The sequence below is a fragment of the Okeania sp. SIO2F4 genome, assembly GCF_010672385.1.
GTDB lineage: Bacteria > Cyanobacteriota > Cyanobacteriia > Cyanobacteriales > Microcoleaceae > Trichodesmium.
In genome coordinates this window covers 1-8,884 of record NZ_JAAHGT010000366.1, presented here as the reverse complement: position 1 = coordinate 8,884, position 8,884 = coordinate 1, and the positions used below count along the sequence as shown (strand labels likewise).

General features: G+C 37.4%; 7 protein-coding genes and 1 pseudogene. 1 reads left to right on the top strand and 7 read right to left on the bottom strand.

Annotated elements, in window-relative coordinates; genetic code table 11:
- Nucleotides 1-345: 345 nt before the first annotated feature.
- The gene (locus tag F6K22_RS21620; protein WP_293102499.1) at nucleotides 346-594 is read right to left on the bottom strand and encodes a hypothetical protein; all 249 of its coding nucleotides are present in this window, start codon (nucleotides 592-594) and stop codon (nucleotides 346-348) included.
- 75 nt (nucleotides 595-669) lie between these two features.
- Nucleotides 670-1,719: an ABC transporter substrate-binding protein gene (locus F6K22_RS21615; RefSeq protein ID WP_293102496.1), complete on the bottom strand. Its 1,050-nt coding sequence runs from the start codon at nucleotides 1,717-1,719 to the stop codon at nucleotides 670-672.
- A gap of 767 nt (nucleotides 1,720-2,486) precedes the next feature.
- Here F6K22_RS21615 and F6K22_RS21610 point away from each other — a divergent pair.
- Nucleotides 2,487-2,669, top strand: a pseudogene (locus F6K22_RS21610) (NADAR domain-containing protein); the annotation flags it as partial.
- Between the two features lie 253 nt (nucleotides 2,670-2,922).
- Here F6K22_RS21610 and F6K22_RS21605 read toward each other — a convergent pair.
- The 5 genes from F6K22_RS21605 to F6K22_RS21585 form a co-directional block, all read right to left on the bottom strand.
- Entirely contained in the window at nucleotides 2,923-4,305 is a 1,383-nt protein-coding gene (locus tag F6K22_RS21605; protein ID WP_293102493.1) for an IctB family putative bicarbonate transporter, read from the bottom strand.
- A gap of 555 nt (nucleotides 4,306-4,860) precedes the next feature.
- Nucleotides 4,861-5,682, bottom strand: a complete 822-nt coding sequence (locus F6K22_RS21600; protein ID WP_293102491.1) for a sensor histidine kinase — start codon at nucleotides 5,680-5,682, stop codon at nucleotides 4,861-4,863.
- 738 nt (nucleotides 5,683-6,420) lie between these two features.
- The gene (locus tag F6K22_RS21595; protein ID WP_293102489.1) at nucleotides 6,421-7,830 is read right to left on the bottom strand and encodes a lysophospholipid acyltransferase family protein; all 1,410 of its coding nucleotides are present in this window, start codon (nucleotides 7,828-7,830) and stop codon (nucleotides 6,421-6,423) included.
- 215 nt (nucleotides 7,831-8,045) lie between these two features.
- Nucleotides 8,046-8,171: a hypothetical protein gene (locus tag F6K22_RS21590; protein WP_293102487.1), complete on the bottom strand. Its 126-nt coding sequence runs from the start codon at nucleotides 8,169-8,171 to the stop codon at nucleotides 8,046-8,048.
- Nucleotides 8,172-8,245: 74 nt separating this feature from the next.
- A complete protein-coding gene (locus tag F6K22_RS21585) occupies nucleotides 8,246-8,611 on the bottom strand; it encodes a DUF6009 family protein (protein WP_293102485.1) in 366 nt (121 codons plus the stop codon).
- Between the last annotated feature and the right edge of the window lie 273 nt (nucleotides 8,612-8,884).

Here is an 8,884-nt window from a genome sequence, read left to right as displayed (position 1 = left end):
TGGAGACCTCGCCATCCCATCCTGACGGAATGCTCCGCTTTCCGACTGCTTTTTTCCCCTATCCAAGGGGAGGCTTTAAACCACAATTATTTAATTAACAATTAATAATTAATAATTGGGTAAAATAAGTCGAATGAGAGCATACGAGTGACTAAAATCTAAAAGCGATAGTACTTCAAGAGATTGAAATTTGGTAGATACCAGAGGTGGAAAGATATATATATTCCCAGATTTTTAACTGACAAATAGTTGTCTTGATTTCTTCCTCCCTATTCCCTATTCCCAGTTAAGTGTTCCCTGTTCCCTACCTCCTTTTTATATTTCCTTTACAAACAGTCTCTTAGTTTACCACTGAGAAAATATTTCTTTAATTCGCTTAATAGCTAAATCTGTTGCTTCAGTTGGAGATAAACCTTCAATTAACACTTGTTGCATCGCTTTACCCCAAATATTTTCTGAATCTACCTGAGAATAAGCAGGGTTGATCGAATTGTTAAATAAAGAAATCTTATCTTTAGTAAACTTTTTAGATCCTACAGAAATATGGGGATCTTTTGTATTACTCCAAAAGGGGTCTTCCCATAGTTGAGGCATAATCGGAAAATAGCGACTTTTTCCACCTTTAATATAAGTTCCTAAATTATCTGGTTGTATTAAATATGATAAAAATTATTTCGCTAATTCAGGATGAGCAGAGGATTTAAAAATTACAGGTTGTTTGACAGATACTAAATATCTAGGCTCTGTTCCATTAGGATTATAGGGAAACTCTATAGTTCTCATTTGATTCAAGTAAATTTCTTCATCTTCTTGTTGAGAAGCAGGAATCGACATAGTTGGATTAATTGTCATTAAAGTCTTGCGATTGAGGAAATTAGTATTATTATCTGAATTTATCCAATTAACTGCGTTAGGTGGCACATAGCCATTTTTATAAAAGCTGGTATACCAGTCTAATACCTCAATAAGTTTTTGTCTGACTTCTGGTTTATCTACTTGTAATTTGCCTTGTTTATCTAATATTTTTAAATTATTAGCCTCCAATATTTGTTCAAATACAAAGTAAGTATCTGAACCATAAATAGACATAGGCAAACCCAAGGCATAAATATTATCTTGACCTTGTTGAAGTATAACTTTTTGTGCTTTTTGCCAAAACTGCCAAAACTCATCCCACTTTTGAGGTATTTCCTCACCTAAACCTGCATCACGAATTAAATCATGCCAGTAGTGAATATGAATACCTCGTTGCATTATTGGTACAGCATAATTAGAAAATTTTGACTCAATATTGTTGTACAAATAAACCGACTTCAGCGCAGTATTATCATATAAATTTTTTACAGGTGCAATTACATCTGAAACATCTAGTAATTTACCCTGCCAAGCCCATTGAGGAATTAAAGTATATCCTGCTCTATAAGAAAAAAATATATCAGGCGGTTTACCTGCTCCTAAAGCATCAATAGCTACTTGTAAAATGTCATCTGGACTAAAAAACAAAAGTTCAACTTTGTTGTCAGTTTTTTCTTGCCATTCAGTAATAACTTTTTCTAGAGACCGATCTTCTTCTGGATAGTATCCCCGATTCCACCAAATTGTTAATATTTTCTCTGATTGAGGTTCTTGTAGATAATTTTTAGGTTTATTTCCACTACATGTCACTAATATTAAACCGACTATAAATAACAATATTAAACTGATTAATTTATGTTTCATAATTATCTAATCCGGTAGTTATAGTAAATGTAATTTCTATCTGGGTATTTATTATCATTAGCTGTAAGTTTTCAGGCTTCAGTTTTCAGCTTTTTTATGACTGACTTGACTGAGCGCTAGACGCTTTTTAATAATAGCATGAGAGCTAGTTAATATCCTAATTTAGTTGTTTGGTTATTAGTTTTTGATAACTCGGCGATATACCAATTATCATCAGGAATGAAGTACAAAGTTCTAGGTTTTAGGGAATACCTTCACTGGGAAGAGGAAATAGATACTCCAAAAAACTCTATAGCCAAGATATTTTTATGATGAGTTTAGTCATTTGTCTAAAAAAAAATGATATTATCAGTTGAATTATAGCAGTCGAAGCAAAGATTAGGACATTTCTAAACCATGAAACCCTTTGAAAGTCTGTTGTTCCCAGTTAAGTGTTCCCTATTCCCGATTCAAGTAGCGCTATAATTGACAGAAGAGAACTGTGGTATGACTAAAGCACGATCGAGGAGATTCAACTCCAACCAATTATGGACACCGATCGTGACGGTGGTATTTTCAAGACTATTGCTCCACCCAACATCTTCGGATCGTAGCGACGATAATTTTTGACTCGTTTAAAATATAAAAGTATTTCTCAAATAGGATTTTTCATGTTTCGGTTGCTAGAACAAATAGTTCTGATTTCTTAGCAATATTGTGGAAAGCGATCGGAAAAATTGGGAGAAGTCTTCCGAAAAATGACAATAGAGAAATGTTAAATACAATTCTCAACAGATAATGAGTTAATTATCGAGAATTCTCCTAGCGATTATTATTGGGGTTGTGGTAAAGATGGTACAGGTAAAAATAAATTAGGACTAATTTTAATGGCAGTTCGTCAAACATTGCGCGTTCGCGTAGCGGTGCGTAGCACTATCGCTACTCTAATGAATAATATGATGTCCGGATAATAAGTGATAAAAAGGTTTTTGTTTGTAATATTGCTTGAGCAAGTGAAATATCTATCTTATTGCTAGATCAATACTACAAGCTTAATTATAACCATTCAACCAGACATGATATTGTTGTAGTCATTGCGACTGGAACGGAGTGGAAGGAAGCAATATCAAGCCACCCCTGAAATTGCTTCCTATCGTCGCAATGACCGATTATATCATGTCCGCTGAACCAATCCTCTTCTTTTTAAGAAGAGCTAATTATTAATTATTGAACTATTCCCTGTTCCCTGCCATAATAACTGGCAATAATAGCCACCATTAACCACCAAAGGGTATTAATTTGGGGACGATACCAAACCGTATCCACCAAACCATGAGCCATCAATCCTACCATTGCTACCATCGCCCCAATTAACCAATACCCTTGAGTGTTACTAGCATCTCGCAAACTTCTCAACTGCAATACACCTTGATTAAAAGTCACTAACAGCAACCACAAAAAAGCAGTAAAACCAATAAAACCAGTTTCCACAATGATTTCTAAAGGTACAGAATAAGCACTCAAAGCACTGTAACGGGGACGCTGATAGAGAGGATAAATTTTATTAAACACATCATTACCCGGTCCAATACCTAAAACTGGGCGATCGCGAATCATATCAAACACAGACATCCAGACATTCATCCGAAAATTATTACTGCTATCTTGACGACCTGCAAAAATACTAAGAACGCGATCGCGCAACGGCTCTAATAAGACCACTGCCAAAATTAACAACCCCGCCAAACTTCCCACAGCTATTGGCAATGACCAAGTTTGCCAAAATCTAGGCATATAGATTTTCCACCAATACCACATTAAAATCAACATGGCAAACATCAAAGCCAAAAACCCAATCCAACTCCCTCTGCTACCCGTATAACGCAAACAAGCACAGTTGACTACCAATATTGTGACTGCTAGAGATTTTTGCGCCCAACTACGCCAAGCAAAAATTGCCACAAAACTTAAAGCAATAGCAGGCAACAAATATCCACCTAATAAATTAGGATTTCCCAAATAACTATAGACACGAGTCACATTTGCTTGGGTGGAGTTAGGGTCATTCCAGGTAGCTAGAGGTTCAACTTTGTCTATCCATTGGCGAATACCATAGAAACTAACAATTAGGGAAATCAATAAATAAATATTGATTAACCAAGAGCGGAGTTTAGGCGATCGCAACACCAGCGACCCCGAAGCAAATAAAAATAAATAAAGAGTCAATTTCACCCATCCGCTAAAAGCAGCAGTCTTTGATGGGGAGACAACCATTGCCAATGTAGCAATACTCCAGTAAAGCAATATTAGTAGATGAATGGGAGTTAAATGTTCCTGGGTGTTATCTGAGACACTCAGCAATACCCAAAAAGCAGCGCTAGCAAGTAATAAGAAACCAATGAGAGCAGTATTTACAAAAGGAGCTAGACTAAATACAATTGCCAGCAAGATAAAACCAAGAGGTTCTCCCCATTGCATTAACCAACTACCCCGTCGCCAGTTATAGAGAGAACCATTAAGTAAACCATAGAGGTAGCTAGCATTTAGCCATTGAGAGTCAGAGAGTGAGAGATTAGTTAGTGTTAACTTTTGCCAAACTGAGTTCATTTTATGATACCAACAAGAAGAACAATAATCGTAGATAGGAACAAGCAATACTTAGTGCGGGTATCCTGCTCGCGAGTAAGGGAGTCAGATGCTCCCACTACCGTGTCTCGTAACAAAAATAATTACAATGCACCACCACTTTAATAATACAGAGTTTCAAGTAGCTTTCGTATAATAGACATATCCAAAAATTAAAAATAAAATCAATTATTTACCCTTACCGAAAAATAAGGGTTTAAAGCCTCTCCTTTAAAGGAGAAAAAAGCGGTCGTTTGCCGAGCATGACCTTAGGATGGGATGCCGAGGTCTCCTCGCTAGCCTCCAATCGACCAACAGAGCGGTCGTTTGCCGAGCATGACCTTAGGATGGGATGGCGAGGTCTCCCGAAGAATGCAGAGCCGCTCCGCTTTTCATGTCGGCGCCAGCAAAACGCCATATCCAATCTCCCCTTGAGAAGAAAAAAAATTCGCTTTTAACTAATCCGATCCGTTTCAAGAAGAGGTAATTATTAATTATTAATTGTTAATTATTAATTATTGAATCCCTACTCCCTTTTTACTTAGAGAGTGGTAGAACTAATATATATCGATACCCTGATTCAGCAGAACCTTGAATCCACAAAGACCCGCCCTGTTGTTCTGCTAACTGACAACAGAATAGCAGTGCTAATAGATCGCGGGTGGGGTTGGCAGTAACATTTTCTCCTTGTTTTGGCATTTCCTCAAAAATTATTTCTTTGAGTTCGGCAAATGTTAGCTGTAATCTATTTAGCGTTAAGCTTGAGTTACTATTTTGTTCAATTGCAGATAACTTTTGGGAGTAGAGTTGAGTATGAGGAAGATTATCTCCAAGAAGGGGATGAGAAACCCACACTGCAACATTAAGTTCTTCTTGTTTTTCAGACAAATGAAGTTTTACTTCACTCCCTGAACCAGCAGATTGAATTACGCTATAAATTAAGTTGTATAGTGTCTGTTCTAAAATTTCTTTATCAAACAAACCAATCTTGCGATCGCCACCTCCACCTAATACATGGAATTCAACCTGACGATAAACTGTTTCTGGTTCTAAGTCTCTAACTATTTGCTGACAGAGATTTTTCACGTCAACAGGAGTTTTTTCTAAATTTTGGCCAGATTCATCTAGTTTTGCTAAGGCAATAATTTGTTCAACTAGCGATCGCAAATATCGACTTCTCTCATTGATGACTTCTACATATTCTCTTTGTTTGTCTGTCAGAGGTCCGTAGATTTCCTGGTTCAGAACACTTGCCATTCCCATAACAGAAGTTAACGGAGTTAACATTTCTTGGGTAACAAGAGTCAGTAGCTTGTTTTTCAGCAAATCAGTAGATGTAGTCATAGATTTATTAGTCATGGAAAAAAATTTAGTTCTTGTCAAGTTGTATCAGTTACTATACAGCAATTCCGATCATAAAATTTCGGTAAGTGGGAAACCACCGTCTTTTAAGCGGTGGATGGAAACGACGGGCGCGGATTTTAATCCGTAGTCAAAAAATGGCGTTGCTGAGTGGTAATGATTTTTAGATTAAGTACCAACGCAAAACATAAGTTTTTCAATTTTACCTTCAGCTACTTACCATTACATTTCAGCAACGCCCAAAAAATGTGTTATAATTAATTAACAACTTAAAAAGTAGGCTCAATGGTATGTATGGCCGGAGAGAGTAGTGGCAATTGGCACCGCCTAGTAGGGGCGAAGGCCGTTTCGCTGCCCGACATGAAACGCCCCTACTGCTGCTGTATACGTACTACGGTACGGTACTGGCAATGTGGTTGTTTCGAGCAATGTGGAAATCGTGGTTTTAACCCGATAGAAACCTCCTAGTCACGAATCCCACGCGGCTTTAGTCCGTGGAGTGTCAAACTGGTGATGTAGTACAAAATTATAGGTTTTAGGGAACACTTAACTGGGAACAGGGAACAGAAAAGAAGACAAAAAAGTGTACCTTACTAACTTGAGAAACAGTATACCTGATTCTTGTGGTATAATAAAAAAACACGGAGATAACATAATCTCTGCTGTATAAACTGTGACTCAAATATCGAGTAGAAGAATCCCGCGGTGTCGCCTAAGTCAAACGTTAGAAATATGTCAAGATTGAATCATTCTCTCAAGGGAATTTTGCAAATCTTGAGTTAGGTCTGATATTGCTGTACGACGTTTAGTTTGGTAAGCTTCCCACCGTTGAGAAACAGAAATCGGTTCTCCCACTGTCATTTGCACCCTTTGTTTTCCTAATCTGGGACGTTTTAAGGGATTACCACCCTTAATCCGATTAATCATATCCCATATTAACAAAGTTATATCAGCAAATCTCTCTACTGTAGGCTTTTCCTTAACATATTTACTACTAACTGCGACAAAACTTTCTACTAATCTCATGTGCCACATCCTCAGATTAGCTTCTTGCGCAAGTCTATTTGCCAAACCTCTGTCTACAGGAGAAAGAGTCGCTAAATTTTCAATATCTTCTCTATAAATAAAATCCCATCCTGCTTGTTCGAGACGACGACAACGATCTATCAAATTACCCTTGGGATGAATATGAAAATATTCTTCTGCAACTTCTAGAGCAACATTGAGAAGAGTATTGAGACGAGTATTTATATTTTCATTAACTTGGTCATCTGTTAGAGGTTGTTGGGAAGAACTTTCTTGAATTAGTTCAGGTAACTCTCGGTGATAGAATTGTCGATAAAAATTTTCCATTTTTCCTAGTAAATAACCCCCTAATCTCAAAAGTCTTTGATAAAGTTTAGAAGGTGCTAATTTTTCCTGGTCAGAAAGATTTTCAGTCCCCGGAGACAAACCACTATCTTTTTCTAGTCTAGTTAAAAGTTTCTCCAAATTTTTCCAAGGTTCATCCAAGTATTTGTATTGAATACCTACTGGCACAATAAATACTTCTTCTGAACGACTTGCCTTAGATATATCCTCAACACACCAAAATCCCATTTGGGCAATACCAGGTTCTAATAAACTAACTTTTTCATTATGACCATTGGTGGCTCCTTCTGGAGCGGCCATCATTGGTAAACTGCCATGGGCAAATAATTCACGAGCTGATTTTAGTCCCTGACGGTCCAGCTTTCCACGGTGAATTGAACTTCCTCCCAGATACGAATACCACTTACCTATACAATTACCTGCCCATAAAGGAATACCTCGGTCAAAAATAAAGTGATAGTGGAGGAGAGATGGAAGGGTGATACCTTTTTGTTTGGCTAGTTTTGGCAATAGATACCAAATCATATATCCTATGCAAAATGGGTCATCGGCACTAGGATGACGGAATGCCATGAGGAAACGAGTTTTGCCTTGGTGGAAGCTTTGATATAGTTGGGCTAGGGTTTCTAGGTTGTCTACTTGTATATCAGCGATGGATGTCTGGAACTTCAGCCACCAAGGTAACATTAGTTTGGTCCCTTGGCGTACTAGAGGTTTGAAGTTGGGTGGGATGAATTCTAGAGGTGGTTGAACTTGGATAGTTGAGTGAGGCATTGTGATTTATTCGTTACTGTTACTTTATAGATTTTCCTACTGGGGCAACACATATAAAAATCTATATTGGATTGTAGTATCTCGTCTAGCTTGAAAATTTGGGTAAAGAGCGAGTCAATGAAGACCTCTCCCCAGCCCCTCTCCTGCAAGGAGAGGGGGAAGATTTTACCCACAATTTTAGTCTAGAGGAGCTGGTAGATTGACAAGTTGTTTGGTTATTCTCTACTTTCTAAGGCTTCTACCCTTTTCTCTAGTAAAAGTATTCTATGAGTTAGAGGTGTACTATCTTTATCCTCTAAATATTCTGCCAATGCACTTACCACTACTTCTGTTTGAGACATTTTTGTTTGATTAATATAATCCTTGAGTTTTCGCATAAGTGGAAAAGGAATTCTCACAGCAATCTGAGACTTTTTCAGGGGACTATGCCCTTTTTTTTTGGGGTAACACTCAAGGGATCTACCGCCTCTATAGGGCAACAAGTTCTACCTTGATAATTTTCATAATCTTTATCTGTGAGATAAAAATATCTCCTCCAATAATGTTTATTTCCTGTCGGTTTATCAATAAAACTTGGTGGTGCGTCATCTTCTAGGTTTGCATAACCAATTATTTTGTGCCCAGCTTTAGATATATCTGACATACGAGAGTCAGATATACCTTGTTTTTGAAACAAGTCCGTACTACCCTGCCTGACCCAAGGATATTTACTAGGATCATCAAGCCAGATAATTTCTTTTTCATACTCTAAACATTCTTCTGGTCTCATTATTACTGCCATTGCTGCTTTTCCTTTCTATAAAGAAGTAGATATAACAATGATAGTTTTGCATGGCGTTTTATGACAACGCATGGCAAAAAAATTTATATAAATTTAATGATTTAGAGAATGTTTCTACACTTTTACAAGGAATTGACGCATTAATTCTAGATGAAATGCTTTATACATAAGTTTTTATCGTAGTAGCTCGTCCAAACAAAAATTGTGGTTAAGGGGCGAGCAACTACTAAAGACCTCTCCCCCGACCCCTCTCCTACAAGGAGAGGGGAGAGA